Annotated in this window: 22 protein-coding genes; 6 read left to right on the top strand and 16 right to left on the bottom strand. The window is 72.2% G+C overall.

Features of this window, described 5'->3' with window-relative positions; genetic code table 11:
- Positions 1-141: 141 nt before the first annotated feature.
- The 9 genes from ACKUB9_RS27100 to ACKUB9_RS27060 all read right to left on the bottom strand — a co-directional run bounded on the left by ACKUB9_RS27100 (position 142) and on the right by ACKUB9_RS27060 (position 9,128).
- Positions 142-735 (bottom strand): CarD family transcriptional regulator, encoded by a 594-nt coding sequence (locus ACKUB9_RS27100; RefSeq protein WP_407524106.1) that lies wholly within the window; start codon positions 733-735, stop codon positions 142-144.
- A 431-nt stretch (positions 736-1,166) separates the two neighbouring features.
- Positions 1,167-1,505 carry a ferredoxin FdxA gene (gene fdxA, locus ACKUB9_RS27095; protein WP_407524104.1) on the bottom strand — a complete coding sequence of 113 codons (339 nt, stop codon included), beginning with the start codon at positions 1,503-1,505 and terminating at the stop codon, positions 1,167-1,169.
- 151 nt (positions 1,506-1,656) lie between these two features.
- Positions 1,657-1,953 (bottom strand): RNA-binding S4 domain-containing protein, encoded by a 297-nt coding sequence (locus tag ACKUB9_RS27090; protein WP_407524102.1) that lies wholly within the window; start codon positions 1,951-1,953, stop codon positions 1,657-1,659.
- Positions 1,954-1,971: 18 nt separating this feature from the next.
- Positions 1,972-5,514, bottom strand: coding sequence for a helicase-related protein (locus ACKUB9_RS27085; RefSeq protein WP_407524100.1), 3,543 nt, complete (start codon positions 5,512-5,514; stop codon positions 1,972-1,974).
- 62 nt (positions 5,515-5,576) lie between these two features.
- On the bottom strand, positions 5,577-5,876 hold the full coding sequence (locus tag ACKUB9_RS27080; RefSeq protein WP_407524098.1) for a hypothetical protein: 300 nt from the start codon (positions 5,874-5,876) through the stop codon (positions 5,577-5,579).
- 160 nt (positions 5,877-6,036) lie between these two features.
- On the bottom strand, positions 6,037-6,807 hold the full coding sequence (locus ACKUB9_RS27075) for an ABC transporter ATP-binding protein (RefSeq protein WP_407524096.1): 771 nt from the start codon (positions 6,805-6,807) through the stop codon (positions 6,037-6,039).
- Positions 6,804-7,856 carry a FecCD family ABC transporter permease gene (locus ACKUB9_RS27070; RefSeq protein ID WP_407524094.1) on the bottom strand — a complete coding sequence of 351 codons (1,053 nt, stop codon included), beginning with the start codon at positions 7,854-7,856 and terminating at the stop codon, positions 6,804-6,806. The genes ACKUB9_RS27075 and ACKUB9_RS27070 overlap by 4 nt, the downstream gene beginning before the upstream one ends.
- Entirely contained in the window at positions 7,853-8,911 is a 1,059-nt protein-coding gene (locus ACKUB9_RS27065; RefSeq protein WP_407524092.1) for an iron ABC transporter substrate-binding protein, read from the bottom strand. Before ACKUB9_RS27065 ends, ACKUB9_RS27070 begins: the two co-directional genes overlap by 4 nt.
- 7 nt (positions 8,912-8,918) lie before the next feature.
- On the bottom strand, positions 8,919-9,128 hold the full coding sequence (locus tag ACKUB9_RS27060) for a TOBE domain-containing protein (protein ID WP_407524090.1): 210 nt from the start codon (positions 9,126-9,128) through the stop codon (positions 8,919-8,921).
- Positions 9,129-9,316: 188 nt separating this feature from the next.
- Between ACKUB9_RS27060 and ACKUB9_RS27055 the strand changes: the two genes are divergently transcribed.
- Positions 9,317-9,826, top strand: a complete 510-nt coding sequence (locus ACKUB9_RS27055) for a pyridoxamine 5'-phosphate oxidase family protein (RefSeq protein WP_407524164.1) — start codon at positions 9,317-9,319, stop codon at positions 9,824-9,826.
- A gap of 98 nt (positions 9,827-9,924) precedes the next feature.
- Positions 9,925-11,217: a nicotinate phosphoribosyltransferase gene (pncB, locus tag ACKUB9_RS27050; RefSeq protein ID WP_407524162.1), complete on the top strand. Its 1,293-nt coding sequence runs from the start codon at positions 9,925-9,927 to the stop codon at positions 11,215-11,217.
- A gap of 68 nt (positions 11,218-11,285) precedes the next feature.
- On the opposite strand, the gene ACKUB9_RS27045 is transcribed toward pncB, so the two are convergent.
- The 3 genes from ACKUB9_RS27045 to ACKUB9_RS27035 all read right to left on the bottom strand — a co-directional run bounded on the left by ACKUB9_RS27045 (position 11,286) and on the right by ACKUB9_RS27035 (position 14,141).
- Positions 11,286-11,510, bottom strand: coding sequence for a YbdD/YjiX family protein (locus tag ACKUB9_RS27045; RefSeq protein WP_407524088.1), 225 nt, complete (start codon positions 11,508-11,510; stop codon positions 11,286-11,288).
- A gap of 5 nt (positions 11,511-11,515) precedes the next feature.
- On the bottom strand, positions 11,516-13,579 hold the full coding sequence (locus tag ACKUB9_RS27040; RefSeq protein ID WP_407524086.1) for a carbon starvation CstA family protein: 2,064 nt from the start codon (positions 13,577-13,579) through the stop codon (positions 11,516-11,518).
- Between the two features lie 181 nt (positions 13,580-13,760).
- Complete coding sequence (locus tag ACKUB9_RS27035) at positions 13,761-14,141, bottom strand: tautomerase family protein (RefSeq protein ID WP_407524084.1); 381 nt, start codon at positions 14,139-14,141, stop codon at positions 13,761-13,763.
- Between the two features lie 91 nt (positions 14,142-14,232).
- Here ACKUB9_RS27035 and ACKUB9_RS27030 point away from each other — a divergent pair, with 91 nt between their 5' ends.
- Entirely contained in the window at positions 14,233-15,090 is an 858-nt protein-coding gene (locus tag ACKUB9_RS27030) for a LysR family transcriptional regulator (protein ID WP_407524082.1), read from the top strand.
- A gap of 341 nt (positions 15,091-15,431) precedes the next feature.
- Here ACKUB9_RS27030 and ACKUB9_RS27025 read toward each other — a convergent pair whose 3' ends face one another.
- On the bottom strand, positions 15,432-16,094 hold the full coding sequence (locus tag ACKUB9_RS27025; protein WP_407524080.1) for a response regulator: 663 nt from the start codon (positions 16,092-16,094) through the stop codon (positions 15,432-15,434).
- A 682-nt stretch (positions 16,095-16,776) separates the two neighbouring features.
- Between ACKUB9_RS27025 and ACKUB9_RS27020 the strand changes: the two genes are divergently transcribed.
- Positions 16,777-17,937: an FIST N-terminal domain-containing protein gene (locus ACKUB9_RS27020; protein WP_407524078.1), complete on the top strand. Its 1,161-nt coding sequence runs from the start codon at positions 16,777-16,779 to the stop codon at positions 17,935-17,937.
- 125 nt (positions 17,938-18,062) lie between these two features.
- Positions 18,063-19,331, top strand: a complete 1,269-nt coding sequence (locus ACKUB9_RS27015; RefSeq protein WP_407524160.1) for a hybrid sensor histidine kinase/response regulator — start codon at positions 18,063-18,065, stop codon at positions 19,329-19,331.
- A gap of 53 nt (positions 19,332-19,384) precedes the next feature.
- Here ACKUB9_RS27015 and ACKUB9_RS27010 read toward each other — a convergent pair whose 3' ends face one another.
- A complete protein-coding gene (locus tag ACKUB9_RS27010; protein ID WP_407524076.1) occupies positions 19,385-20,902 on the bottom strand; it encodes a glucosamine inositolphosphorylceramide transferase family protein in 1,518 nt (505 codons plus the stop codon).
- Positions 20,896-22,167 (bottom strand): VpsF family polysaccharide biosynthesis protein, encoded by a 1,272-nt coding sequence (locus tag ACKUB9_RS27005; protein ID WP_407524074.1) that lies wholly within the window; start codon positions 22,165-22,167, stop codon positions 20,896-20,898. Before ACKUB9_RS27005 ends, ACKUB9_RS27010 begins: the two co-directional genes overlap by 7 nt.
- A gap of 221 nt (positions 22,168-22,388) precedes the next feature.
- On the opposite strand from ACKUB9_RS27005, the gene ACKUB9_RS27000 reads away from it, so the two are divergent.
- On the top strand, positions 22,389-23,543 hold the full coding sequence (locus ACKUB9_RS27000; RefSeq protein ID WP_407524072.1) for a glycosyltransferase family 4 protein: 1,155 nt from the start codon (positions 22,389-22,391) through the stop codon (positions 23,541-23,543).
- Positions 23,544-23,598: 55 nt separating this feature from the next.
- Here the strand turns inward: ACKUB9_RS27000 and ACKUB9_RS26995 are convergent, their stop codons facing one another.
- Entirely contained in the window at positions 23,599-25,041 is a 1,443-nt protein-coding gene (locus ACKUB9_RS26995; RefSeq protein WP_407524070.1) for a phenylacetate--CoA ligase family protein, read from the bottom strand.
- Positions 25,042-25,067 lie beyond the last annotated feature (26 nt).

Here is a 25,067-nt window from a genome sequence, read left to right as displayed (position 1 = left end):
CCTGCGACAACGGCGCGAAACACCGGATGGTTCCCGCCTCGCGGCAATGAGAACCGGGCGTCCGGCCGCCTGTGGCGGATCGGCAACGAAAAAGCCCGGCGCGAGGGCCGGGCTTTCCAGAAACGGTCAGGGTGCGAGGCGTCAGGCGGCCTCGGCCTCGTCCTGCAGGTCCTCGGCGTCGCCCTCGCCGTCGGCATCCGCGTTCTTGGCGCGCCGCGGCGACTTGGCGAGGCTCTGCTCGATGAGCTTCAGGGACTCGGTCTCGGTGATCCGGTTCACCGCCGCGATCTCGCGCACCACCCGGTCGAGGGCCGCCTCGTAGAGCTGGCGCTCGGAATAGGACTGCTCAGGCTGGGCCTCGGAGCGGAAGAGGTCGCGCACCACCTCGGTGACGGCGATCAGGTCGCCCGAATTGATCTTCGCCTCGTATTCCTGGGCGCGGCGCGACCACATCGTGCGCTTCACGCGGGCGCGGCCGGTGAGCACGTCGAGCGCCTTCTTGACGAGATCCGGCTCGGCGAGCTTGCGCATGCCGACCGCGTTCGCCTTGGCGGTCGGGACCCGAAGAACCATCTTGTCCTTCTCGAACGACACCACGAACAGCTCGAGCTTGTAGCCGGCGATCTCCTGCTCCTCGATGGCCGTGATGCGGCCGACACCGTGGGCCGGGTACACGATCGCTTCGCCGGTCTTGAAGCCCTGCCGGGCGGCTGTCGTCTTCTTGGCGGTCGTCATGCGGGGGTGGCCTCCAGGTCACCGTCCGCGGTCATTTCGCCGCGGGCCGGTCATTCGTCCGGGTCAGGGCGCCCGGCTGAAAATACGTGCCCGCCGGACGCCCCGAGAGGCGCCCGCCAGTCCCTGTCAACCGATAGCTAAGAAACGCCCGAGCAGAGCGCGGACCGGGAAAAACCCTCCACGCCTGACCGCATGCGGCTCCACCCCTTCGAGAAAAAGTCCCGCTCGGCGGGCAGGTGCCGCACGTCGAACGTAAGCGACGGTGACGGAGACCCTAGCACGGGAGGGCTCGAAAATCAAAAAAATTCAGGTGCGCGGCGCGCATGGCAGCGCACCGTGCATGGTATTTCATCAGGTCTGCGGCGCCGCGGCGAAGCTGCCGCATCCGGGGACCAGCGGCCTGACCAGCAGCCGGCCGATCCGGGCGGGGATCAGTCGCCCGATCCGGGATTGGGCGAGAAATGCGCCTCGTACTTGCCCGCGACCCCGTCCCACTGCTTGGCGTCGTCGGGGGCGGGCTTCTTCTGGGTGATGTTCGGCCAGGTCTTGGCGAGGTCGGCGTTGAGCTTCAGCCACGTTTCGAGGCCCGGCTCGGTGTCGGGCTTGATCGCCTCGGCGGGGCATTCCGGCTCGCAGACGCCGCAATCGATGCACTCGTCGGGATGGATGACGAGCATGTTCTCGCCCTCGTAGAAGCAGTCGACCGGGCACACCTCCACGCAGTCCATGTACTTGCACTTGATGCAGTTGTCGGTGACGACGTAGGTCATGGGACGGTCGGTCCTTGGGCGTGAGCGGAGCGGGGTGCGGGGCCCTGAGCGCGTTGCGGCGCGCTCTAGCCCCTGCCCGGGACGCTGGCAAGGCCCTGCCGGGACGCGGGCGGGCGCCGCGACGCCGCCCGTGCCATTCGCGCCGCGAACGTCACCCCGGCGTCACGCTTCCCACCGGCGGGTCGGACGAGAGGTCGGCGTAGAGCAGGCGCGCCTCCGGGGCGGGGCCGCGGCGTTCGCCGAGGCCGAGCACCCGCACCGCCAGGGTCGCGTGCGCGGCCGCCACCGTCACGACGTCGCCCACCGCGATGAGCTTGGCGGCGGCCTCGGCGCGCTGGCCGTTCACCCGCACGTAGCCGTCCGCGATCAGGCGGGCGGCGAGGCTGCGCGTCTTGGCGAAGCGCGCGAACCACAGCCACTTGTCGAGACGCTGGCGGTCGGCGCGCATGGGCGGGTCGGCGCGGGGTCAGCGCTTGTCGCCGTCCCGCGCCTCCATCTGCGCCTTCAGGGCGAGGAGCTTGGCGAAGGGGGAATCCGGATCCGGCGCCCGCTCGCGGCGGGGCGGACGGGCATCGGGGGCGCCGCGGTAGCCGTCGCGCCGCTCCTGCGGCGGCCGTCCGCTGCGCTCGCCCTCGGGCCCGCGGCCGTTGCCGCCGTGGCGCGGCGGGCGGCCCTCCTGCCGGGCGCCATCGGCATGGCGCTGCTCGCCCCAGCGCGGGGAGGAGCGGCCCTGCGGGCGGGGCCCCTGATCCTGGCCGTCGCGCCGCGGCGGGCGGTCCTCGCCGCCGCGCTGCTGCGGCCCTCCCCGCTGCTGCTGGCCGCCATGGGCCTGGGGACGGCCGCGGCCCTGGTGACGGACGGCGCCGCGCTGGTGGCGGTGCATCCGCCAGACCTCGATGAGCACCGGCTCGGCGGCGGCCGCGGGAGCGGCTTCCCCGGCCTCCGGTCCGGCGGATTGCGCGGCCTCGGCGGCAGCATCCTGCGGTGCCTCGGCGACATCGTCCGATGCCGCTGCGGCAGGCATTGCCTCGGCGGCGGTCGCCTCGTCGGACGCCGGCTCCGCCGTGGCGAGCGGGGCCGCCTCGGCGGCGATCGGCTCGGGCTCCTGAGCGGTTTCCGGCGGGGCGTCCTGCTCGGTAGGCGCGGTCGCTTCCTCGGCGGCCGCTTCCGCGGGCGCCGGCTCGGACGCCGCCTCGGCCTCCTGGGTCTCTACCTCCCGGGACTCGACCTCGTGGCTCTCAAGCTCGTGACTCTCAAACTCCTGCCTCTCAGCCTCTTGGTGCTCGACCTCGTGGCTCTCGGCCTCCTGGCCCTCGGCCTCTTGGCCCGCAAGCTCCTGGGTCTGGGCCTCGTTCTCCTGAGACACCGTCTCGTCGGCAGCGGTCCCGCTCGCCGCGGCCTCGATAGCCGGTGCGGATGCGACGTCGGTCGCCTCACCGTCGGGGGTCGTCTCAGCAGCGACCTCCGCGGCGGGTGCGGTCTCGCCCGCCGGCCGCAGCGGCACGGTCGGGGCGGCGGGGCGCAGCGGCACGGTGATGGCCGGGCCGGGCCGGCGGTCCACCACGTAGCCGAGCGACTTCAGGATCGAGGCGAAGTCCTCGCCCGAGCAGCCGACCAGCGAGGTCATGCCGACGGTGGGCACGAAGCCGTCGCGGTCCGCGGCCCCGGGCGGGGGCTCGCCCGGCGTGGTGCCGGGCACGTAGGCGATGGCCGGGCGGATCAGGTCGGCGAGGCGCTCCAGGATGTCGACGCGCACGGCCCGGCCGCCGCAGACCCGGAAGCCCGCGGCCCGGTAGAGCCCCTTGGCGATCTCGGGATCGACCGGCATCGAGGTGCGGCCGCTACCCGCCAGATGGGCGATCTCGTCGAGGCCGCGCTGGTCGAGGCCGCCGTTCTTCAGCGCCCAGAGCTGGGCCGCCAGCGTGCGCGGGGCGGGCTTGAGCAGGGCCGGCATGGTGATGTGGTAGGCCCCGAAGCGCACGCCGCGCTTGCGCAGCGCGCCGCGGCCCTCCTGGTCGAGGCTGCGCATCTCGGTCAGCACCTTGGCGCGCTCCAGCACGCCGAGCGCCTCCGAGACCTGGAAGCCGATGCCGCGGGCGAGGCCCGTCAGATCCTCGGCGGTCTCCAGTTCGAGGGCGGGGCCGAGCAGCCGCACGATGTGCGCCTTGAGCCAGGCCGAGAGGCGCCCCTCGACCTTGTCGCGGGCCGGGCCGGTGAGCTGCTCGTCGGCCAGGATGCGGAAGGCGGGCGCGTAGAGCTTGTCGCCCGGCACGAGCTTGGCGACCGGATCGCCGGTCCAGCGGATGGTGCCGTCGTTGGAGAGCACCAGGGCGGCATCGGCTGCGGCGGAGAATCGGTCGGCGCGGGCCTCGATCTCGCTTGCCAGGGCTTTTTCGGCCGCGCTGCGCAGCGTCTTGGCTTCCTGGCCCTCGGCGCCGGGGTCGGGCACGAACTGGAACCCGTGCAGGTGGCCGACGTGCTGGCCCTCGACCGTGACGTCGCCGCCTGCGGTGATCTCAGCTTCCAACATGGTGTTCTCTCTCAGGCGCCGCATGAGGACGCTGGTGCGCCGGTCCACGAACCGACTCGCCAGCCGCTCGTGGAGGGCGTCGGACAGCCTGTCCTCTACCCGACGCGTCTCGCCCTGCCAATGCTCCGGGTCCTGCAGCCAGTCGGGCCGGTTGGCGACGAAGGTCCATGTCCGCACCTGGGCGATGCGCTGGGAGAGCGTGTCGATGTCGCCGTCCACCCGGTCGACCATCGCCACGTGCTTGGAAAACCAGTCGGACGGGATGCGCCCCGCCATGCCCCGCATCAGGAAGCGGTAGAGCTGGGCGACGAGGTCGGCATGGGTCTGGATCGGGGTCTTGCGGTAATCGGGCACGCCGCAGACGGCCCAGAGCCGCTCCACCGCCCCGCCGCGGCCCGCGGCCATGTCGCGGATGTCGTCCTCGCGGGCCAGCAGATCGAGGGCCGCCTCGTCGTCGCCGCGCGGGGCGCGCACGAGGCCGCGCTCGCTCGGATGCTCGGCGAGGCTCGCCTGCAGGGCCTCCACGGAGGAGAAATCGAGGTCGGGGTTGCGCCATTGCAGCACCCGCGTCGGCTCGAAGGTGTGGCTCTCCAGCGCCTCCACCATCTCGGGCTCGAAGGGCGGGCAGCGGCCGGTCGAGCCGAAGGTGCCGTCGCGCAGGTGGCGCCCGGCGCGCCCGGCGATCTGCGCCATCTCGGCCGGGGTGAGGCCGCGGAAGCGCGTGCCGTCGAATTTCCGGTTCGACGCGAAGGCGACGTGGTCGACGTCGAGGTTGAGCCCCATGCCCACCGCGTCGGTGGCCACCAGATAGTCGACGTCCCCCGACTGGTAGAGTTCGACCTGGGCGTTGCGGGTGCGGGGCGAGAGCGCGCCCAGCACCACCGCGGCCCCGCCGCGCTGGCGCCGCAGCAGCTCGGCGACGGCGTAGACCTCCTCGGCCGAGAACGCCACGATGGCGGTGCGGGGAGCCAAGCGCGAGATGCGTTTCTCGCCCGCGAAGGCGAGCTGCGAGAGCCGCGGGCGCGTGGTGACGACGACGCCCGGGATCAGCGACTGGACCAGCGGCGCCATCGTGCCCGAGCCGATCAGCAGCGTCTCCTCGCGCCCGCGCTGGTGCAGCAGGCGATCGGTGAAGGTGTGGCCGCGGTCCATGTCGGCGCCGAGCTGGATCTCGTCGACGGCGACGAAGTCGACCGTGCGGTCGCGCGGCATCGCCTCGGCGGTGCAGATCCAGTAGCTCGGCCGGTCCGGCTTGATCTTTTCCTCGCCGGTGACGAGGGCGACGCGCTCGGGGCCGACCCGGTCCACCACCCGGTGGTAGACCTCGCGGGCGAGCAGCCGCAGCGGCAGGCCGATCATCCCGGTCGGATGGGCCAGCATCCGCTCGATGGCCAGGTGGGTCTTGCCGGTGTTGGTGGGGCCGAGCACCGCCGTGACGCCGCGTGCGCGGGCCTGCGGGGGGAGGGAGCGGCGGTTCATCAAGATCGGGCAGGTCCTCGGGGCAACCGCAGACGCGCGGTCCCGACGCAGGCGCCGCCTGGCTAGCGGCTCCGGTCGCCACGGCGGGGACGGCTCCCGCCCGGCTCCGACCCGTCATATGGGGCTTCGGACCCGGTCCCGCCATACGGCCCGCTGTAGACGTCGATGCGCAGCCGCGAGCGCTTCGTGTCCGAGAGGTCGGCGCAGAGCGTGTCGGGCACGGCGGTCAGCGGCCCGGAGCGCGCCGGGCGGTTCTCGACGACCTGCGCGGAGGACAGCGCGTCGCCCCCGCATTTCGCGCCGTTGGCGAGGACCGGGAGCGGACAGAGCGCCCCGAGGACGGCGAGCAGGCGGAGAAACATGGCGGCGGCTCCGACGATGAGCGGCTGGCAGCCTACGGGCACTTCGTTGCCGAACTTTGCGCCGGGACGGATGGTCCGTGCGGATTTGCGCATTCGTCCGTCGACGCCTGAAGCGCGGTTGAGGGGTGCGGGCCTCCGCCGCGCTCCCGGATGGTGGTGGTCAGCCCGGCAGGAAGGCCCGTGCGCCCGTGCCCGTGTCCCGCACCTCCTCGACCGGCGCCCCGTAGAGCCCTTCGAGGCACTCCGTCGCCAGCACCTCCGCCACCGGCCCCTCGGCGAGGCGTCCGCCCGCCCGCAGCAGCAGGGCGCGGTCGGCGTAGCGGGCCGCCTGGTTGGGGTCGTGCGTGGTGAAGATCACGCCGAGCCCGTCGGCGCGCAGGCGGGTGATCTCGCGCATCACCTTGCCCTGGTTGCCGAAATCGAGGCTCGCGGTGGGCTCGTCGAGGACCACGAGGCGCGGCTCCTGGGCCAGCGCGCGGGCGATCAGGACGAGCTGACGCTCGCCCCCGGAGATGCGGGTGACCGCGCGGTCGGCGAGGTGCAGGACGCCCATCCGGGCGAGCGCCGCGTCGGCCGCGGCGCGGTCGGCCCGAGAGGGGGCGGAGAAGAGGCCCGCATGGGCGCTGCGCCCCATCAGCACCACGGCCCGGGCCGTGAACGCGAAGGCGCTGCCGGCGCTCTGGGGCACGTAGGCGAGCGCCCGGGCGCGCTCGCGGGCCGGCAGCGCGCCGAGCGGCCGGCCGAGCACCGTCACGGTACCGGCGCGCGGCGGCAGCAGGCCGAGCAGGGTCTTGAGGAGCGTGGTCTTGCCGCCGCCGTTGGGGCCGAGCAGCGCCAGCACCTCGCCGGCCGCCACCGAAAGATCGATCCCGCGGCCGATCACCCGGCCCGGATACCCGAAGGCGAGATCCGTCGCGGCCAGCAGACTCATTGCCAGTCCCGCTCCGCGCCGGCGAGCAGCCACAGGAAGACCGGCGTGCCGACCACGGCCGTGAGGATGCCGAGCGGCACCTCCACCGGCGCGATGGTGCGCGCCAGCGTGTCGATGACGAGGAGGTAGCCTGCCCCGAGCAGGGCCGCGGTCGGGATCAGCCGCGCGAAGCCCGGTCCGACGAGGAAGCGGGCGAGGTGGGGTACGACGAGGCCGACCCAGCCGACGATGCCGGCCGCCGCGACGCTCGCGGCCGTCACCAGGGTGGCGGCGGCCACGATGGCGAGCCGCAGCGGACCGGTGGCGAGGCCGAGGGCGCGCGCCTCCTCCTCGGGCAGCGAGAGTGCGTCGAGCCGCCAGCGCAGCAGGAGCAGGACCGCGGTGCCGAGGACGACCGGCAGGGCCAGGGCGGCGAGGTCCAGCGCGTGCGTGGCCGAGAGGCTTCCGAGCAGCCAGAAGGTCATGGCCGGGAGCTGGTTGTAGGGGTCGGCGAGGTACTTCACGAGGCCGACGCCCGCGCCGAGCAGCGAGCCGATCACCACGCCGGCGAGCACCAGCACCAGCACCGGATCGCGCCGCGCCAGCGTGGCTCCGACGAGGTAGACGGCCGCCACCGCCGCGAGTCCGCCCGCGAAGGCGAGCGCCTCGATGGCGAAAACCCCGAGCGAGAGCCAGATCCCGAGCACCGCCCCGAAGGCCGCTCCCGAGGAGGCGCCCAGGATGTCCGGGGAGACGAGCGGGTTGCGGAAGAGGCCCTGGAAGGCCGCCCCCGCCACCGACAAGGCGGCGCCGATCAGGATCGCCGCCAGGATGCGCGGCCCGCGGATCTGCAGCACCACCGCCTCGACGGCGGCCGGCACCGCGGCCGGGCGGCCGGTGACCTTCGCGGCGAGCACCTGCGCCACGTCGCCAAGCCCGACCGGGAAGCGCCCGACCCCGAACGCCACCGCGACCGCGAGCACGAGTAGGCCGAGCGCGAGCGCCGTGCCGGCGCCCGCCCCGATCCGCGCCCCGAGCCGGCTCTCGGCCCTCGCCTCGGGGCCGCTCACGCGCCGCCCGCCAGCACCCGGTCGAGGGCCGCCTCGTCCGGCGTCACGTGGTAGAAGTCGCGGTGGAAATCCCGGGCGATCGCCCGCAGGTCCTCCGGGAAGCGCGCCGGGTAGAGGGCGCGGCCGAGCCACCACAGGCCGAGGATGCGGTTCACCGAGGGCGGGGAATCGACCCAGCCGAAGGGCAGGGCGGGGGCGAGATGGACCCGGCCCGCGCGCACGGCCGAAAGCCCCTGCCAGAGCGGATCGCCCCGCACGCCCGCGACGAAGGCGGGATCGAGGGCGACGATCACCTCGGGCGCCCAGGCGAGCACGTCCTCGGGCGAGACCCGGGCGAGGCCGCCGCCCGCCCCCGCGACGTTGACGGCGCCGAGCATCTCCAGCGCCTCGACGTTGATCGCCCCCTGGCGGGCGGTCTCCAGCCCCCGCGGCCCGCGGGCGAAGTAGACCCGCGGCCGCTCCGAGGGCGGGATCGCGGCGACGCGCGCGCGTACCGTCGCCAGGGCGGTCTCGCAGGCCTGCGCCAGCCGCTCCCCCGCCTCGCGGCGCCCGAGCAGGGTGCCCAGCGTGCGGTAGGTCGCCGGCACGGCGGGCAGGCGCCCGTCGAAGAGCAGGTAGGGCAGCCCCGTCTGCTGCTGCACCCGGTCGGCCAGCGAGCGGTAGGTCTCGGTGGTGTCGCCGACATCGAGGATCAGGTCGGGCTTGAGCGCCAGCACCGATTCGAGGTTGGCGGTGTTGCCCCGGCCGGTGAGGCGCCCGACCTCCGGCAGCCCGAGGGTCTCGGGCAGCAGGTAGGGCCGCTCCGCCGGGCGGATCGCCCGCGGCCAGCCGGCCAGCAGGTCCGGCGCGAGGGTGTAGAGGAGGATCGCGGCGGGCGGCCCGGCCGGGAAGACCCGCGCCACCGGATGGGTGAGCGCAGGCAGCGGGCGGCCCGCATCGTCCTGCCGCGCCGCCGCGTGCGGTGCCCCCGCCGCAGGCGGCAACGACTCCGCGCGCAGCCCTCCGGCGCCGAGGCCGGCCAGGGCGAGGAGGAGGGTGCGGCGGTCGAGGGGCATGGCGCGGTCAGTCCACCGCGATCATCACGTCGCTCGACTTCACGACGGCGTGGGCCGTCTTGCCGGGCGCGAGGCCCAGATCGTCCACCGCCTCGTTGGTGATCGCCGCGGTCACGACCTGTCCGCCGGGCAGTTCCACCGTCACGTGCGCCGTGGTGGTGCCCTTGCGGACCGCCTTCACGGTGCCCGACAGGACGTTGCGCGCACTGATCTTCATTCCACGGTCTCCCATCGCGGCCCAGGCGCCGCGGGTCGTGACATAGAGGAATGCCTGCTCCCGGCGAGCGTCCCCCGCCCTCGAAACAAAGCCGGGCCTCGCCGGTTGTCCCGCAGTTTCGCACGAGCCGTCGGCCCGCGCCGACCAGCGGCGCGGGGCATGCGCGGCCAACCGGAGAGAGGATGATCATGCACCAGGGCAGCCACCGCGATCACGAGGGCGCGAAGAAACTCTTCAGCCTGATCAAGGACGTCAAGGTCGCCATGATGACGACCGTCGATTCCGACGGCCAGCTGCGCAGCCGTCCGATGTGGAACCAGGAGGCGGACGAGGCGGGCGACCTCTGGTTCTTCGCCAAGGTCGACGCCCCGGTGACCGGCGAGATCAGCCGCGATTCGCAGGTCAACCTCGCCTACTCGGACCCGTCGAGCCAGAACTACGTCTCGGTATCGGGCAAGGCCGAGATCGTGCGCGACAAGGCCACGATCGATTCCAAGTGGAACGAGAGCCTGAAGACGTGGTTTCCCAAGGGCAAGGACGATCCCTCGGTGACCCTGATCCGGGTGCATCCCGAGAAGGGCGAGTACTGGGACAGCCCCAACGCCACGATGCTGCACCTCTACGGCTACGTGAAGGCGGCGGTGACGGGCGAGTCGCCCAAGCCCGAGAAGAAGGCCGTGGACCTCGCGGCCCACTGAGGCCCGACCGCCGGGTCCAAGCTTGACTCGGGCCGGAGAACCGTGCGGGGTTGCCCGCCCCGCACGGCTCGCGGCGCCGGACCAGTCAGGCACGGGTGATGCTCGACCTCGCCACCAGGGTTTACAACCACACCTGGAAGATCGACCCGATCATCCGCTCGGTGCTGGACACCGATTTCTACAAGCTCCTGATGGCGCAGACGATCTTCCGCCGCCATCGGAACGTCGCCGTCACCTTCGGCATCCATAACCGCACGAGCCGCATCCGCCTCGCCGACCTGATCGACGAGGGCGAACTGCGCGAGCAGCTCGACCATTGCCGCTCCCTGCGGCTGACCCGCGGCGAGTCGACGTGGCTGCGCGGCAATACCTTCTACGGCCAGCGGCAGATGTTCTCGCCGGACTTCATGGACTGGCTGGAGAACTTCCGCTTCCCCGACTACCTGCTGGAGAAGCAGGACGGGCAATACGTCCTGACCTTCCACGGCCCGTGGATCGAGACCACGATGTGGGAGGTGCCGGCCCTGGCGATCCTGAACGAACTGCGCTCGCGCGGGGTGCTCAAGGGCATGGGCAAGTTCGACCTGCAGGTGCTGTACGCCCGGGCGATGACCCGGATCTGGGAAAAGATCGAGCGGCTGAAGGTGCTGCCGAATCTGTCCATCGCGGATTTCGGCACCCGGCGGCGCCACGGCTTCCTGTGGCAGGACTGGTGCGTGGAGGCGATGATCGAGGGCCTGGGGACCTCCTTCCTCGGCACGTCGAACTGCCTGATCGCGCTGCGCCACGACATCGAGGCGGTGGGCACCAACGCGCACGAGCTGCCGATGGTCTACGCGGCCCTGGCCGAGAGCGACCAGGCGCTCGCCGACGCCCCCTACGCGGTGCTCGCCGACTGGCAGCAGGATTACGCCGGCAACCTGTTGGTGATCCTGCCCGACACCTACGGGACCACCGGATTCCTCGCCAACGGCCCGGCCTGGATGGCCGACTGGACCGGCATTCGCATCGACTCGAAGGACCCGATCGCGGGCGGCGAAGAGGTCATCCGCTGGTGGCGCGACAGCGGACGCAACCCGCGCGAGAAGCTCGCGATCTTCTCGGACGGCCTCGACGTCGAGACGATCGAGGCGATCCATCACCATTTCCACGGCCGCCTGCGCATCGGTTACGGCTGGGGCACGCTGCTCACCAATGACTTCCGCGGCCTCGTGCCGGACGGGCGGCTCGATCCGATCTCGATCGTCTGCAAGGTCATCTCGGCGAACGGCCGACCGACCGTGAAGCTCTCCGACAACCCCACTAAGGCGCTCGGCCCCGAGGAGGAGGTCGATCGCTACAAGCGCGTCTTCGCGGTCGGCGCGCAGGTCTCGCAGCCGGTGCTGGTCTGAGGGCGGGGCGGCCCCGCGCCCTCAGGCGGATCACCCGCCGACGCGGCCGGGGACCGGGGCAGCCCTCCTCAGCAGCAGCGGAATCCCCCGCGGCCGCCGACGCCGAAGCGGGCATTCTGGCGGTCGCGGAAGAATTCGGTCGGGGTCATCGGCTCCCGGTCCGGGTGGGTCTGGCGGATATGCGCGACGTAGACGTCGTAGTTGCCCTGGCCGACCATCAGCCGGGCGCCGTCGCAGACGCACTTGGTGAGATTGGCCCAGCGCTCGCGCAGGGCGTCGGATGGCAGCGCCATGACGCTCACTCCGCCGGCGCCGGAACGCCCCGGGGATCCGATTCCAGGGCGGTCCAGGTCCGGGCCCGGTAGGCGGTGATGCAGGACCTCACCCCGAAGGCGACGATCGACACCACCACGGCGACGAAGAGCACGGCGAGCACCGCGTCGATGCGGTCGTTGAACACGATCTGGCGCATCTGGTCGAGGTCCTTGGCCGGGGACAGCACCTTGCCCTCCGCGAGCGCGGTCGCGTAGCGGTCGGCGTGCGACAGGAAGCCGACGCGCGGATCGGCGGAAAAGACCTTCTGCAGGCCGGCCGTGAGGGTGCAGGCCACCAGCCAGAGGGTCGGCACGATGGTGATCCAGGCGTAGCGCTCGCGCTTCATCTTGAAGATCACCACCGTGCACAGCGTGAGCGCGATGGCGGCGAGCATCTGGTTGGAGATGCCGAACAGCGGCCAGAGGGTGTTGATGCCGCCGAGCGGGTCGGTGACGCCCTGGTAGAGGAAGAAGCCCCAGGCCCCGACGCAGAGGGCGGTGGCCACGATGCTCGGTCCCCACGAGGCGGTGTCCTTGAAGGCCGGCACCGCGACGCCGATCAGGTCCTGCAGCATGAAGCGGCCCGCCCGGGTGCCGGCATCCACGGCCGTGAGGATGAACAGGGCCTCGAACAGGATGGCGAAGTGGTACCAGAACGCCATCATGGCCTTGCCGCCGACGACGTTCGAGATGATGTGGGCCATGCCCACCGCGAGCGTGGGAGCCCCACCCGCCCGGGAGATGATGGTGTGCTCGCCGACATCCGTGGCGGTCTGCTGGATCGTCTCGGGGGTGATCGGGAAGCCCATCTTGGTCACCGCCGCCGAGGCGGTCTCCGGCGTGGTGCCGACGACGGCCGCGGGCGCGTTCATGGTAAAGTAGACGCCCGGATCGATGACGCTCGCCGAGACCAGCGCCATCACGGCGACGAAGCTCTCCATCAGCATGCCGCCGTAGCCGATGAAGCGGGCGTTGACCTCGTTGTCGATCAGCTTCGGGGTGGTGCCGGACGAGATCAGGCTGTGGAAGCCCGAGACCGCGCCGCACGCGATGGTGATGAACAGGAACGGGAAGAGCGAGCCCGACCAGACCGGGCCGGTGCCGTCCACGAACTTGGTCACGGCCGGCATCTGCAGATGCGGGGCGAGCACGAGGATGCCGAGCGCGAGGCCCACGATGGTGCCGATCTTGAGGAAGGTCGACAGGTAGTCGCGCGGGGCGAGCAGCAGCCAGACCGGCAGGATCGAGGCGACGAAGCCGTAGCCGATCAGCATCCAGCACAGCTGCGTGCCCGTGAAGGTGAACATCGCCGACAGGGTCGGGTCGGTGGAGACCGTCTGGCCGTAGATGATCGCCAGCATCAGGAGCACGAAGCCGAGGATCGACACCTCGCCGATCTTGCCCGGCCGGATCCAGCGCGAGTAGACGCCCATCAGCATGGCGATCGGGATGGTCGCCATCACCGTGAAGGTGCCCCAGGGGCTCTCGGCCAGCGCCTTGACGACGATGAGCGCCAGCACCGCCAGGATGATCACCATGATCATGAAGGCGCCGAACAGCGCGATGATGCCCGGAATGGTGCCGAGTTCGGCCCGGATCAGCTCGCCGAGCGAGCGCCCGTCGCGGCGCATCGAGACGAACAGCACCATGAAGTCCTGCACGGCGCCCGCCAGCACCACGCCGGCCAGGATCCAGAGCAAGCCCGGCAGGTAGCCCATCTGGGCGGCGAGCACCGGGCCGACCAGCGGGCCGGCCCCCGCGATGGCGGCGAAATGGTGCCCGAACAGCACGTACTTGTCGGTGGGCACGTAATCGAGCCCGTCGTTGTGGCGGATCGCCGGGGTCGGCCGGTTCGGGTCGAGCCGCATCACGTGCTGGGCGATGTAGAGCGAGTAATAGCGGTAGGCGATCAGGTAGATCGAGACCGCCGCGACGACGATCCAGAGCGCGTTGACGCTCTCGCCGCGGGTGGTCGCGACCACCGCGAGGGCGGCGGCGCCGAGGGCGCCGACGAGGGCCCACGGCCCGTGGTTCCGGATGGCGGTCATGGGCGTCTCGCTCCCGGGATCGGCCGCGACGGCCGTTAAGATTTCAGCAATGGTAGGTCCTTTTCGACGTGCGGCTAGACCTCCCGGCGCCGAATGTAGCGCCGGCTGCATTGTACGGGCGTGCCGTTGCGGCAGGACGCGGCTCGCGGCGGTCCGGCTGGCCGGCCGCCCCGATCCGGCATCAGGCGTATTGCGCGAGGCCGCGGCCGAGCGACCAGTTCTCCCGGGCGCCCTCGACGAGGTTGATCAGGACGTCCTCCGGCCGGATGCCGGGATCCTCGCCGAGAAGCTCCACGATCCGGCGGTAGAGCGCCTTCTTCTGCTCGGCCGTCCGGGTGTTCATGGCGCTGATCTGAACGAAGATCACGTCGCTGCTGCGATCGATGCCGCCGTAAGTGGCGCCGTAGCGGAAGGTCACGGCATCGTGCTCCGTGATGGTCATGAACTGGTCGTCGTCCGGCACGCTGAATGTTTCGCGCATCGCGCGGTACAGGCCGTCGAAGATCGCCTGGCGGTAGGCATCGGATTGTCCGGCGCGCATCGAGATGAAGGTGAGCGGCATGGCGGGTCTCCCTCTGGCTCGCCGCCGATGTAGACGCCGCCCTTTCATTTCGATACGCTATCTCCGGTCATTTCAGAAATAGTGTCGTGTGATGATAGTGGCTCCCCTCGATCTCGACGCGGTCCGGGCCTTCATTCACGTCGCCGAGCTGGCGAGCTTCACCCGCGCCGCCGAAGCCACGGGGACGACGCAGGCCGGGATCAGCCTCCGGGTCAAGCGGCTCGAACACCGGCTCGGCTGCCGGCTGCTCGACCGCACGCCGCGCTACGTGCAACTGTCTCCGCAGGGAGCCGTCTTCCTGGAGCGCGCCCGCGAACTCGTCGAGGCCCACGACCGCGCCCTCGCGGTGCTGGCGCAGACGCGGCAGCGCCTCGCGATCGGCATCAGCGACCACGTCGCGGGCCCCGATCTCCCGGCCCTCATCGCCCGGATGAACGGGCAGGACCCGCAGCTTCTCATCGAGATCAGGATCGGCTCCTCGGGCGATCTGCTCCAGAGCTTCGACCGTCGGGAGCTCGATGTGGTGATCGCCCGGCTCCATTTCGGCCGGGACGACGGCGAGGTTCTGGCGGAGGAGGGGTTCGGGTGGTTCGCCGCACCCGGCTGGCAGCCGCGCGCGGCCGAACCCCTGCCGCTCGCGACCCTCGCCGAGCCGTGCGGCGTGCGCGCCATGGCCGGGCGCCTCCTCGACGAGGCCGGCATACCCTGGACCGAGGCCTTCGTCGGCGGCGGCGTCGCGGCCGTCGCGGCGGCCGTGTCGGCCGGCCTCGGCGTGGCGGCGCTGGCCCCCCGCATGCTGCCCCTCGGCGTCGTCGATGTGGGAGCGCGGCTCGGCCTGCCCGCCCTGCCGCGCCTGCCGATCCTGCTCCACACGCGGGTCAGGAGCGGACAGCCGCGCCACGCCCTCGCGGCCTTGTCGGCCGCCTTCAGGAGCGCGGTGCGGAGTTAGAGGGGCATCCGCTGGCGAGGCGCACGCGACCCCTCTCGTGGCCGTCTTCCGATGAAGTCGCGGGTCGGATGAGCCGGCCAACTCAGTCAGGTAGGCTCGCACGCACCCTTCCCCTGACGACTGAAGCGTCAGCGGAAGGAGATCCGGGGTCCAGCGCAAGATGTCGCGAAGCGACCGGCTGTCTGCAGCGGTGCAAAAGCAGAGCAGCTCCGCGGCGCATCTCTCCTTGATCCCGGATCTCCTTCCGCTGACGCTCCAGTCGTCCGGGAAAGGGGAGGGGCGGAGTGCTCCGATTTTGCCGCAAGTCCTGCGAGCAAGCAGTCTCCCGTAGCCGGCAGGCCCTAGCCCGACGTCTGCTCCGACAGGATGTGCTCGTAATCGAGGTTGGCGGTCTCGATGACGATCTGGGTGCGGCTGATGACACCGAGCTTGCGCAGGATCTCGGAGACGTGGGCCTTCACGGTGGAATCGCCGACGCCGAGTTCGTGCGCGATCTGCTTGTTGAGCTTGCCCTGCCGGATCATCAGCAGGACCCGCACCTGCTGGGGCGTGAGTTCGGCGATACGCTCGGCGATCGGCGGCTTGCCGCTGCGGGGCGCCTGGCCCTCGGGACCGCCCATGCCCTCGGGCACGAAGACCGAGCCGTTGAGCACGTCGGTGATGGCGCGGGTCAGCACCGCCTTGCCGGCGGCCTTGGGAACGAATCCCGCCGCGCCGTGGCTCAGCGCCTCGCGCACGATGCGCGGGTCGTCGAGCCCGGAAACCACCAGGATCGGGATGCGGGGAAACCGGGTGCGGATGGCGATGAGCCCGTCGAAGCCGTTGACGCCCCGCATGGTGAGGTCGAGGAGCGTGAGGTCCACCGAGCGCAGGCGCGAGAGCGCCGCGCAGGCGCTGTCGATGCCGTCCGCCTCCTCCACGGCCGCCGCCGGGAAGGCGAGGCGCACGGCGCTCGTCAGCGCTTCCCGAAAAAGCGGGTGATCGTCGACGATCATCAGGTGCATGTCCGACCCCTCCGCGACGGGCGCCGGCGTGTCGTCCGGTGTCCTCCCGTACTGAGGAAGCACATGGTTGGCCGGACGGGTCAATCCCACCATCGGACTGCGATTTCCCTTTGCTGCCGGGGATCCGGAACGGCGGGCGTCAGGCCCGTCTCCCTTCGCCCCGGATCCGAATCCGGCAGGTCACTCCCGCACGGCCCGGCCGGACTGGATCGACGCTGCGTCATCCCGGACGGTCGTCCCGGGATGCGACGCCCCGACGGTGTCTGTGAATACTGACTAAATACGACCCGCTTCACTGTGCCGCCGGCTTAGCATGGACGTGAGGTCTGGTCCTACTGTGCTTTGGTACGAGCAGAACATCTGACGCAACGTCTCGGAAGGTTCTGCACCTTGGTCCAATAGTCTCCCGGAGCGAGTCGGCCCTATCGTGGAGATCTCAGCGGTCGGAGGAAACGTCGCCGCGAAGCAGGCGGGATCGGGGCCGGCATCCTGGCGGGCGCGCTCTTCGGGTGCGACCGCCGATCGCGGGGGCGATCGTCGCCCCGATCCCCAGCGCAGGCGCAGCTGCCGCACCGGCTGCGCCTGCGCACCCTGCCCTGACCGCGCGCCGCCGTTGCAACGATCCGCCCCGCGCCGCATAATGCGCCGACCCGGCCGCGCGGCCGGGCCTGGGAGAGAAACAGTGGCGCAGGGCACGCGTTCGTGCTCCCACCTGTGCGGCATTCAGACGGCCTGGACCGACGAGCCCGCGGCGGAAACGGCGGTGGCGGCTCTGGCCTCCGCGCTCGAATGCGGCCGGGTGGCACACCTCATCATCTTCTTCTCGCCGACCTACGGGGTCGAGGCGCTGGCCGAGGCGTTCGGGCGGCATTTCCCGGGCGTGCGCGTCTCGGGCTGCACCTCCTCGGGCGAGATCAGCCCGATGGGCGGCCTGGCGCGCGGCCTCGTGGCGGTGGCCTTCCCGCGGGAGGGCTTCCGCATCGCCACGGCACTGCTCGAACGCATCGGCCACCTCGATGCGGAGCGCGCCGCAGCCTCGATCCGGACCCTGCGCGCGGATCTCGACGCGATCGGGCAGGGGGGGCAGCGCTTCGCCATCACCCTCATCGACGGGCTGGCCAATTCCGAGGAGGCGGTGATCTCGGCCGTCGCGACGGGGCTCGACGGCATTCCTCTCGTCGGCGGCTCGGCGGGGGACGAACTCACCTTCAGCGACACCGCGCTCATCCACGACGGGGCGGTGCACCGGCGCGCGGCGGTCCTGCTCCTCGTCGAGACCGACTTCCCGGTGGAGATCTTCAAGAACCACAATTTCGAGCCGACCGAGGTCAAGTTCGTCGTCACCGACACCGACCACGACAGCCGGGCGGTGCGCGAACTCAACGCCGAGCCGGCGGCGGCCGAGTACGCCCGCGCCCTCGGCCTGCCGCTCCAGGCGCTCTCGCCCGCCCGATTCGCGGCCAACCCGCTGGTGGTGCGCATCGGCGGCGATTACTTCTGCCGCTCGATCCGGCACCTCAACCCGGACGGGTCGCTCAGCTTCCACTGCGCGGTGGACGAGGGCGTGGTGCTCACCCTGGCGCGGCAGAAGGACATCGTCGAGGCGACCCGCGAGGAGCTCGCGCGGCTCGACGCCAATCTCGGCGGCCTCGACCTCGTCATCGGCTTCGAATGCGTGCTGCGCCGCCTCGACGCCGAGCTTCACCAAGTCCGCCACAGCATCTCGGACCTCTACCGCCGCTACAACGTGGTGGGCTTCGAGACCTACGGCGAGCAGTTCCGCTCCATGCACCTGAACCAGACCTTCACCGGCATCGCGATCGGCCGGCAAGCCGCTCCGTGAGCGAGTCCATGAGCCAGCCCGTGGGCGTCGGCCTCCGCGACGGCACGCCTCCCCTCGATGGCCGGGACGACACCGAGGCGCTGCACCGGCGCATCGCCAAGCTGGAGCGCATCAACGCCGCCCTGATGTCGCAGGTCGAGCGGTCGATGGACCAGCGCGGCACCGCCTACTCGCTGTTCCAGACCGCGATCACCCTCGAGGGCCAGGTCCGGGCGCGCACCGAGGAACTCACCGCCCTGATGCGCAGCCTGGAGCGCTCGAACCACGCGCTCACCGCCGCCAAGGAGGAGGCCGAGCGGGCCAACCGCTCGAAGACCCGCTTCCTCACCGCGGCGAGCCACGACCTGCTCCAGCCCCTCAACGCCGCGCGGCTCTCGCTCTCGGCGCTCGGCGATCTCTCGGCCGGCACGGAGGCGCAGGCGATCGTCGGCCAGGTCGAGCGCGGCCTCCAGACCATCGAGGACCTGATCAAGACGCTCCTCGACATCTCGAAGCTCGATGCCGGCCTGATCCAGCCGGTCCCCCGCAGCCTCAAGGTCGCGGACGTGATGGCGAGCGTGGAGGCGAGCTTCGGGCCGCTCGCCGCCCGCAAGGGCCTGCGGCTCGCGGTGCGGCCCGGCGGCCTCTGGGTGTCGAGCGACCTGCTGCTCCTGCAGCGCATCCTGCAGAACCTCGTCTCGAACGCCATCCGCTACACCGAGACCGGCGGCGTCCTGGTGGCGGCGCGCGCGCGGGGCGATGCGGTGCGCATCGACGTGATCGATTCGGGCGCCGGCATCCCGGAGGCCGACCGGGACCTGATCTTCGAGGAATTCCATCGCGGCGGGCGCGAGAGCGTGGACGGGGAGATCGCGCTCGGTCTCGGCCTCTCGATCGTGCGCCGCTCCGCCGAGGCGCTCGGCCACCGCCTGACCCTCGCCTCGCGGGTCGGCCACGGCTCCCGCTTCACCCTGATGCTGCCGCGGGCCGCTCCCGAGGCGCCGCGCCCCGTGCAGCCGGTGGTCCTGCCGACGAGCCTCACGGGCGCCCGCATCGCGGTGATCGAGAACGACCGTGCGGCGCTCGAAGCACTGGCGCGGCTGTTTCAGCACTGGGACGCCTACGCGCTCGCCGCCCGCGACCACCTGAGCCTGATGCGCCTGATGCCCGGCTCCACCTGGGTCCCCGACCTGATCATCGCCGACTACCACCTCGACGGCGGCGCCTGCGGCCTCGACACCGTGACGTGGCTGCGCACGATCCACGGCAGCGCCATCCCGGCGGTGGTGACCACCGCCGACCACTCCCCGGAGGTCGAGGCGCATGTGCGGGCGGTGGGCTGCGAACTGATCCACAAGCCGATCAAGCCGGCGCAGCTGCGCGCGCTGCTGGCGCATCTGCTGACGCGGAACTGAGGCGGGATCCCGCCGGGGGCCGGACGACGCGGCGGGCGAGGGCCGTGCCGTCGTCAGAACATCCCGTCCACCGCCTCGAACAGGCCGTCGCGGTTGAGCGTGTGCAGACCCTGCTTGGCCCAGGCCGGACCGGGCCGGATCGTCGCCGCGAGCGTCTGGCGGTAGGCGTGCGGGGTCATCTCGTCCACGCGGCACAGGCCCAGCGCCGAGCCGTAGCCCTCCGTGGCGTCCTGCACCGGGCGCCACAGGGCCCCGCCGGACGCGAAGACGTGCCCGCCGGGCCGGGCTTGGCGCAGGTCCACCACCACCGGGTTGAGCGGGTGCGGCGTCCAGGGGCCGAGGAGGTCGGGAGCGTGGAAGAGGCTCAGGGTGTCGCGCACCGAGGCTTGGTGCGGGTGCGTGCCGGCAAACATCCACCACAGGCCGCCCGCGCGGGTGAGCGTCACGTCGGAGGCCGCGATTCCGTCGAGGAGCACCGCCACCCGCTCCCAGGCGTCGGGCAGCCGGCGGGCGCGGTAGAGCTCCACCCGGCCGCAGACCGAACTCTCCGGGATCATGAACACCGCCCCGTCATGCGCGAACACGAACGGGTAGGAGAGGTGGTGCGGCTCTTCGAGCACCGGGCGCATCGGGCCGACGCGGCCCTCCGCCACCTCGGCCGCCGAGATCAGGCCCTTCTGGCGGGCGTAGCAGTATTCCTCGACGAAGAGCCAGCGCCGGCCCTCGGCCGAGAATGGGAACGGGTCGGCGTAGTAACGCCGGCCGTCCTCGGGCAGCACCGCGTAGCCTGTCTCCGGCAGGCGCCGGGTGTGGCCCAGAAAATCCTCCTCGCGGGCGAGGTGCCGCCAGCCGACGCGCCAGCGCGGCGCGCGGGTGCAGAGGGCGGTGAGGCGATCCCCCGCCTTGCGGGCGAGCGTGCCGGCCGCGAAGGCTGCGACCGCCCCGATGCCAACCGGGCGCGCTGGCGCGGCGACGCCTCCCGCGGTCGCCGGCGACCGTGCGGCCTCGGCGAGGCAGAGCGACAGGACCGTGGAGAAGACCCGGTTGAGCGCCCGCGTCAGCACGGTGCGGCTCTCGATCGCCGGCCGCAGCTCGGACCCGAGCGCCGCGCTCGCCCCCGCGAAGGAGAGCCCCAGCGCGCGGCCCTCCATGATCGCCCCGATCAGCGCCTCGTCGCCGGCCTCGCCGTCGTAGAGCGGCGCCAGGACGCCGTCGCCGGGCGCGCCCGCGAGGTCGATCGTGCGGTCGGGAACGCCCTGCGGGCCCGGCCACGCGCCGGCCAGGATTGCCGGATCGAGGAGGTCGGCCGCCTGCTCGCCCCGGATGCGGAAGATCGGCCGCTCCAGCGCGAGGAGGAGCCGCAGCGCGGCCGGGTAGGGGCGCCCGGGCACGGCCTCCACCTCGACCGTGACGCCGGGGCGCGCCGCCAGCGCGTCGAGGAGCCAGAGCTGCCAGCGCCACAGGCGCTGCGGATCGAGGCGCACGCGGATGCGCCGGAGGCCGGACGCGGCGGGATCGGGCGGGGCTGACGCGACCGGATCGGCGCCGGAGAGGCGGGAGGCGTTCAGCATCGGCGGGCTCTCGCGACCGTGGGGCGCGCGGAGGCGGGGGAGGAGTGGAGGGTGATGGCGAGGCCGAGCATCAGGAAGACCGAGGACGATTTCGTCGCCAGCCCGTTGTTGCTCAGCGCGACCGCGAAGAAGGCGATGACCGCCATCGTGACCGGCCACGCCGCGCCGATCAGGATGATGCGCACGAGCCGCGCCAGCATGCCGAGCAGGATCACGGTGCCCAGGATGCCGAGCTGCACCACGAAGATGACGAGCGCGCTCTCGATGTAGGGGAGGTCGTAGCGCTCGCGCACGAGCTTCACGATGGCGTTGATGTCGCCGCCGAGCAGCAGGTCGTGCCACGACATCAGGGTGAAGACCTCGTAGACGCGGATGCGCGCCATCGCGTTGTCGTCCGCCACGCCGCCGGCGAAACGCCCGAAGGCGCCCGCCGCCGCGAGCCCGCCGAGCAGCAGCGGCCCGATCAGGAGGACGCCCAGCACCACGAGGATCTGGCGCTCGCGCCGGCGCTGCGGCGGCAGGCCGGCGCCGATGCCGCGGACCAGCACCAGCACCGTGCAGACCCCCGCCACCAGCGTGGCGAGGCGCGCGCCCGAGACCACGCAGCCGAGGAGCAGGAGACCGCCCGCCACGAGCTTGGTCCGGCGCGACCAGTCCCCGGCCGCCGTGAAGCCGATGCCCACCGCGCACCACAGCCCCAGTTCGAGCGGATGCGGCGTGAGGCCGGTGGGGCGAAACACCGCCTCGCCCTCGCTGAAGGGCATCACCCGGAAGCGCAGGGCGAACTCCACGATCGCCAGCAGCGCGCCCGCCACCATGTAGCCGAGCAGCGCGTGCCCGAGGGCGCGCCGCCACGGCACCGGGAAGACGAAGACGAGCACGAAGACGATGAGCGCGACGTAGGAATCGAGCAGGTAGCCGACCGAGGCGCTGCGTCCGGTCATGGCCGCGAAGGCGAGCAGCCCGCTGACCGCGCCGCAGAAGGCGAGCAGCGCGCGCACCACCCGCAATTCCCAGGCGTCGAGCGTGATCCGGAAGCTGACGAGCGCGATCCCGCCCACCGCCAGGAAGCCCCAGAAGGTCGGGTGGATTTTTTCGACGATCGAGCCGCCATCCGCCGTGTAGTTGATGGCGAGGTCGAGCAGGCGCCCGTTGAGGCCGATGCGCATCAGCAGCAGCGCGCCGTAGGCCAGGAAGAGCGCCGTCAGGAGCGGCGTCGCCGGATGATCCGGCCGCGCCGCCGGCACAGATCCGATCCCGCTCATCGCCGCCCCGCTGCCCCGTTCCGATCCGCCGACGGCCCTGGTCCGGCACAGGAGACGCCCGCGCCGGTTAATATCGCGCGAACGATGCATTCCGCATCCGATCGGCCGAGGTGCCGGAAGACCTGACGGAGCCTATCCCGAACCCGTCGAGGATCGGCGTAAGACTTTCTTGACCCGGCGACAGACAGGGTGCGGCATCGTTCCGTCCGCGGAGGCTGCCCGTGATCGATCTTGCCGAGGCTCCGCCGGCCGCCCCGCGCGTGCTCCGGGCCGGCGCGCCGGCCCGGCCCCTGCGGGTGCTGTGCGTCACGCCCTCCGGGCCCGACGGCAAGGGCGGCATCGACCGCCTCTACCTCTACCTGCGGGAGGGCGGGCGCCTCGCCGAGCAGGACGGCGTGACGATGCGCTACCTCGCGGGCCGTGGGGAGGCGGAAGGGGCGGGCTGGATCGCGGCCTTTCCCGGACGGGCGCTCGCCTTCGCGGCGGCGCTGGCGCGATTCCGGCCGGACCTCGTCCACATCAACTTCGCGACCGGCGGCAGCCTCGTGCGCAAGCGCGTGCTCGCGGCCCTCGCCCGCCGCGCCGGCTGCCCGGTGGTGCTTCACTTCCACGGCCAGTTCCCCCTCGACGGCATCGCCCGGCGCGATCTTTCCGGGCGGCTCTTCCTGTCCCTGTGCCGCGCCGCCGACCGGGTGATCGCGCTCGGCGAGGTCTCGCGGGACCGGTTCGTCGCCCAGGCCGGCGTGGCGCCCGAGCGCCTTCGCATCGTGCCGAACGGCATCCCCGACTTCGCCTCCTCGCTCCGCCTCCCCAAGATCGCCGCCGACCCGAAGCGTCCGGTGCGGATCCTGTTCGCGGGCGAGGTCGGCACCCGCAAGGGCGTGCCCGTGCTGATCGACGCCCTGGCGCGGCTCGGGCGACAGGGAGCCTGGACCTGCACCATCGCGGGGAACGGCGCGGTCGAGACCTGCGCCGCGCAGGTGCGCGCGGCGGGCCTCGCCGAGCGGGTGCGCTTCACCGGCTGGCTCCCGTCGGGCGAGGTGCACCGGCTGATGACCGAGGCGGACGTCGTCGTGCTGCCCTCCGAGGCCGAGAACATGCCGCTCTCGCTGATCGAGGGCGCCTGCGCGGGCGCCGCCCTGGTGGCGACGCCCGTGGCCGAGACCCGGGCGGTGGTCCGCGACGGCCTCAACGGCGTGATCGTGGAGCGCGACCCCGACTCCGTCGCCCGGGCGCTCGCCGGCTTGATCGACGATCCGGCCCGGCTCGGGCGCATGCAGGTGGCCTCGCGGCAGCTCTACGAGCAGCATTTCACCCTCGACGCGCTGGCCGAGCGCCTGCGCGCGGTCTACGCCGAGGCCGCGCGGTCGGCCTGACGATCGTCCCGGCGCCATCGCGGGGGCGGTCGGAACCGATCGTCCGGACGGCCGGTCAGGCCGGCTCGGTGTCCCAGGCCTCCACGGTGAGGCGCTCGGCGTCCTGCGCCAGCGCCAGGCGCTGGTCGATGAATTTGCGCTTGCCGCGGATCGTCGTGGGGATGTGGTCGACGATCTCCAGCGTCAGGTCGAGTTCGCCGGCCGCCTTGCGGTTGGCCCGCAGCAGGTACCCGGTGAAGTCCGGCACGCTGCCCCCGCGCGGCACGATGCGCAGGATCACCCGGCCCGGCTCCGTCTGGACGAACTGGAACTCGCCGATGCCGAGGATCTCCTCGTCCACCTGCAGCATGCCCGAGAGCGGGACGAGGATGCCCGAGCGCCCGACGAGGTAGTCCTGCCCGTGCCGCGGCACGATGTGGCGGATCGTGAGCCGGCGGCCGTTCTCGCGGGTCGCGGGCTCGACGAGTTCCGCCTCGTCGCCGGTCTCGTAGCGGATGAGCGGCATGCCCGGAAAGAGCAGGCCGGTCGCCACGAGGCGCCCGCGCCGGCCGGGCTCGGTGACCGGGACCCCGTCGGCATCCACGAGTTCGGCGAGCCCGTAGAGGGGCGAGAAGGCGTAATGGTCGGGCGAGCCCGGGACCTCGGTGGCGAAGGCGACCTTCTCGCTCAGGCCGTAGAAGGGGGCGAGGATCGCCTCCGGAAAGGCCCGCTCGATCGTGCTGCGGAACGGGGCCGGGATGCGCTCGGAGGCCGGCAGGACGCCGCGGATCTGGGACAGCGGCCCGTGCGCGCGCAGCACGTAGGCGGCGAAGATCGAGAGCGCGGACGGGTAGCCGTGCAGGAAGGCGATGCCCCTCCGGCGGATCGCCCGGAGATAGCCGGCCATCACCGGATCGGAGAGGTGAAAGACCGAGCAGCGCAGCTCCCCGAGCGCGGGCTCCTCGTGCATGTGCGAGGGACCGGCGATGTCGACGCCGCGGAAGACCGCCCGGGTCTCGCCCGGCGTGAAGCCGGCCCGCGCCCAGGCCTCGTGCACGAAGGCGTACTCCACGGGCGAGCGGCCCCGGTCGAGGTAGAAGCGCACCGGCCGCCCCGAGGAGCCGCCGGTGACGCACTCGTCGAGCCGCGCGGGATCGACCGTGCAGAGCGCCCGCCCGAGCGCCACCGCCTCTGACCCGGTGAGGATCGGGATGCGGTGCCACGCCGCCCGCACCGCGTCGGCGTCCAGGGGGCCGCGGCCGAGGACGGGGCTGAGCCGGGCGCGGTGGGCCGGGCTCGCCTCGCGGGCGCGCGTCACCAGGGCGAGGAGCGCGGCGTCCTGCTCGGCCGCCGCGAAGGCCGGGTCGGCGGCGGCGCGCCGGATGCGCTCGCGCCACGCCCGGTAGGTGCCGCCGTACTTCAGGCCGGAGGGCACGTGGCGCAGCACCCGGCCGAGCTGCAGCCGGGTGTCGAGGGGCAGGCGCGCGTAGGCGCCGCGGGCGACGTCGAGGGCGTTCAAGGCGGGCTCCTCTCGTTCACGGCTCC

The organism is Methylobacterium oryzisoli, assembly GCF_046557895.1.
GTDB lineage: Bacteria > Pseudomonadota > Alphaproteobacteria > Rhizobiales > Beijerinckiaceae > Methylobacterium > Methylobacterium oryzisoli.
The sequence above is the reverse complement of the archived record's forward strand: the minus strand, read 5'-3'. Positions and strand labels throughout refer to the sequence as shown.

Excerpts from the sequence above, each read along its gene's own strand:
- ACKUB9_RS27090 (WP_407524102.1), bottom strand. The coding sequence starts at position 1,953 with ATGCGCGCCGACCGCCAGCGTCTCGACAAGTGGCTGTGGTTCGCGCGC.
- ACKUB9_RS27015 (WP_407524160.1), top strand. The coding sequence starts at position 18,063 with ATGTCGCAGGTCGAGCGGTCGATGGACCAGCGCGGCACCGCCTACTCG.
- ACKUB9_RS27045 (WP_407524088.1), bottom strand. The coding sequence starts at position 11,510 with ATGGCGCTGCCATCCGACGCCCTGCGCGAGCGCTGGGCCAATCTCACC.
- ACKUB9_RS27080 (WP_407524098.1), bottom strand. The coding sequence starts at position 5,876 with ATGTTTCTCCGCCTGCTCGCCGTCCTCGGGGCGCTCTGTCCGCTCCCG.
- ACKUB9_RS27085 (WP_407524100.1), bottom strand. The coding sequence starts at position 5,514 with ATGAACCGCCGCTCCCTCCCCCCGCAGGCCCGCGCACGCGGCGTCACG.
- ACKUB9_RS27005 (WP_407524074.1), bottom strand. The coding sequence starts at position 22,167 with ATGAGCGGGATCGGATCTGTGCCGGCGGCGCGGCCGGATCATCCGGCG.
- ACKUB9_RS27100 (WP_407524106.1), bottom strand. The coding sequence starts at position 735 with ATGACGACCGCCAAGAAGACGACAGCCGCCCGGCAGGGCTTCAAGACC.
- ACKUB9_RS27010 (WP_407524076.1), bottom strand. The coding sequence starts at position 20,902 with ATGCTGAACGCCTCCCGCCTCTCCGGCGCCGATCCGGTCGCGTCAGCC.
- ACKUB9_RS27035 (WP_407524084.1), bottom strand. The coding sequence starts at position 14,141 with ATGCCGCTCACCTTCATCTCGATGCGCGCCGGACAATCCGATGCCTAC.
- ACKUB9_RS27065 (WP_407524092.1), bottom strand. The coding sequence starts at position 8,911 with ATGCCCCTCGACCGCCGCACCCTCCTCCTCGCCCTGGCCGGCCTCGGC.
- ACKUB9_RS27030 (WP_407524082.1), top strand. The coding sequence starts at position 14,233 with ATGATAGTGGCTCCCCTCGATCTCGACGCGGTCCGGGCCTTCATTCAC.
- ACKUB9_RS27055 (WP_407524164.1), top strand. The coding sequence starts at position 9,317 with ATGCACCAGGGCAGCCACCGCGATCACGAGGGCGCGAAGAAACTCTTC.
- ACKUB9_RS27025 (WP_407524080.1), bottom strand. The coding sequence starts at position 16,094 with ATGCACCTGATGATCGTCGACGATCACCCGCTTTTTCGGGAAGCGCTG.
- ACKUB9_RS27060 (WP_407524090.1), bottom strand. The coding sequence starts at position 9,128 with ATGAAGATCAGTGCGCGCAACGTCCTGTCGGGCACCGTGAAGGCGGTC.
- pncB (WP_407524162.1), top strand. The coding sequence starts at position 9,925 with ATGCTCGACCTCGCCACCAGGGTTTACAACCACACCTGGAAGATCGAC.
- fdxA (WP_407524104.1), bottom strand. The coding sequence starts at position 1,505 with ATGACCTACGTCGTCACCGACAACTGCATCAAGTGCAAGTACATGGAC.
- ACKUB9_RS27075 (WP_407524096.1), bottom strand. The coding sequence starts at position 6,807 with ATGAGTCTGCTGGCCGCGACGGATCTCGCCTTCGGGTATCCGGGCCGG.
- ACKUB9_RS27040 (WP_407524086.1), bottom strand. The coding sequence starts at position 13,579 with ATGACCGCCATCCGGAACCACGGGCCGTGGGCCCTCGTCGGCGCCCTC.